We start from the raw sequence: 2,480 nt of genomic DNA, 5'->3' as shown, positions 1-2,480 counted from the left end.
CTTATGATGGAATCTGGAGTGAGCGACCGGATCCGCAACCACCGGACCGCCGTGGAGCAACACCGCCGGCCTGACATGCCGTTGCTCGTCTGGGCGCTCACCCGACAAACGGCTGGACCCGCCGTGGGTTTCGAGCCCCCTCGCCCCGTCCGGGCGGGCCGCGAGATGCCTTCCTCCACGAGCGGCTGGGGTCCACCCAGTCATGCTACGGTGCCTCACCTGGGAGGTCACCACGCATGAGCGAGGTCACGGGGGCGGCACTGTCGACGGGGCGGCGAGGCCAGGTGCTGGCGCGGCTGCGCGGGCGCCGGGCCGGGAGTGAGGACGCCCTCGCGGCCTCGCTGCCGCCGTTGGGCACCACGGTGGGGGGCTTCCTCCTGGAGTCCCTCCTGGGAGAGGGGGGCTTCGGCACCGTGTACCTGGCCCGGCGTGGCGGGGAGTTGTTCGCGGTGAAGTTCACCTCGCTGCTCCAGACGGCGGAGTGGGGGCGCAGGGAGCTGGGCGTCATGCTGCGCCTGGAGGAGGTGGGCGGCGTGGGCCTGAAAGGCCATGGTTTCTGGCCGGACGAGGCGCCCCGCTTCCAGTACATCGCCATGGAGTACGTGCCGGGGTGGGAGCTCTACGAGTGGGCCCGGTGCCACAACCCCGCCGCCCTGGGGATGGGGGACGTGCTGCTGGAGCTGGCGCGGGAGCTGGCGGTGGTGCACGCGGCGGGGGTGGTGCACCGCGACCTCAAGGGCGACAACGTGCTGGTGCGCGAGGGGGATGGGCTGCCGGTGCTGGTGGACTTCGGCGTGGCCACCTACGCCGGGGCGCCGCGGGTGACGGGCCGGGAGGTGCCGGGCTGCCGGGAGTACCTCAGCCCCGAGGCCGTGCGCTTCAACCGCGAGAGCGCCCCGGGCGAGCGCTACCCGCCGAGCGCACTCGATGACCTGTGGGCGCTGGGGGTGGTGGCCTACAAGCTGCTGACGGCCACCTACCCCTTCAGCGGGCACAACGCCCTGGAGGTGGAGAGGGCCATTCTCCAGGAGGCGCCCGAGCCGCCGCACCTTCGCAACCCGCGCGTGCCCCGCGCGCTGAGCGAGGTATGTCTGCGGCTGCTGGAGAAGGCTCCCGAGGCGCGCTACCCGGACGCGGACGCACTGGCCGCGGCACTGGAGGCGGTGAAGCGGGGAGCGGACGAGGCGTGGCAGGTGCCGCTGTGCGAGGCGTGGGGCCCGGACGCCGCCACCACGCAGCGCACCGGGGCACTGTCGCCGGAGGGGCAGCGGGCCCGGCTGAGGCGGCTGGTGGACTACGAGGAGCGCCACCCCCGGCGGGGCCAGCCCCGGCCCGCCCCGGAGGACACGTCCCCTCCCCCGCTGCCCACCGGGGGGCCGCTGCCCATGCCGAGCGCGGTCGTGACGTCGTCGGCGCGGCCTCGGAAGGGAGCGCGCGGGGCCCTCGGGTGGGCAGTGGCCGCCAGTGTCTGCGTACTGGCCGTGGGAGTGCTGGCCTTCTTCGCCACCGGGCGCGGGGTGACACCGCCGCCCCTGACCTCCCCGGTGGACTCTTTTCCGCTGACGCTGGAGGTCACACCCGGGTCCGGCCAGGAAGTGGCGCCCCCGTGGAAGCCGCTGGAAGGTGGCTCGGGCGCGGCGCCCTCCGGGGCGGCAACCCCCGCGCCCGTCGCCAGCGCGACGCTCCCAGAGGACACCACGCGCGTGAAGACTTCACGGCAGGCTCGCGATACGCGGGGAAAGGCGCAGCAGAAGAAGGGGACGGGCTCTCCGGCTGGGAAGGTGGGAGGAGCCATGCTCGCCTGCACCCTGGCCTCGGGCTGCCCCGGCCCCGGAACCCAGGTGCGCCCCCAGCCTCCTCCCGCCGAGTGCCCGGCCGGCTCGGCGGAGGCCATGGAGAAGCTGGACGCCTGGAGCAGGGTCGATGTCACCCTCACCGAGGAGGATACCCGCATCCTCACCGTGAGCGAGGGGCAGGTCACTGTGAGGCTTCTCGATCACGCCGGGAAACTGGTGGCGGGCTCCACCTTCACGGGGCAGCTCATCGTCGGCGCGTCGCGCGTGTATGGCCGCTTCACCCGGGGTCGCCTGCCCAATGGGGAAACGTTCCCCGTCTGCTTCGAGTTCATTGCCCGTGAGAAGCCAGGGGTGGATGAAGAGCCGGGGGCGCTGATTGAGGAGCCCGCCCCCGAGCCGGGCCTCGCGCGCATCTTCTCCACCCAGACGGCGCTGCCGGTGCAGCGCTTCCACTAACGCCGCGAGGCGCGCGAGCACAGCCTGGGAACCTGGAGCGGATGGGAGGACATGACAGGGGTCAACGTCCGAGGTTCTTGTTAGAGTCCTCCACTCCGGAGGTTCTGTCCTGTGCCCGCCCTTCCTACTGCCCTCGCGTTGCTCGTGCTGCTCGCGAGTGCTCCCGCCGCCGCCCAGTCCGGTCCCGAGCCCTCGGAAGGTGGGCGCCAGCTCCTCTTGTCTTCGGGG

The 2,480-nt window shown here is 72.7% G+C and carries 1 protein-coding gene; it reads left to right on the top strand.

From position 1 onward, the window contains the following. Positions 1–236: 236 nt before the first annotated feature. A complete protein-coding gene (locus VF697_RS36960) occupies positions 237–2,252 on the top strand; it encodes a serine/threonine-protein kinase (RefSeq protein WP_331102592.1) in 2,016 nt (671 codons plus the stop codon). Positions 2,253–2,480: the final 228 nt, after the last annotated feature.

It is taken from the genome of Archangium sp., assembly GCF_036388035.1.
In the GTDB taxonomy this organism is placed as follows: Bacteria; Myxococcota; Myxococcia; order Myxococcales; family Myxococcaceae; genus Archangium.
Note: the sequence above shows the minus strand (reverse complement) of the source record. Positions and strands in the feature narration are given on the sequence as shown.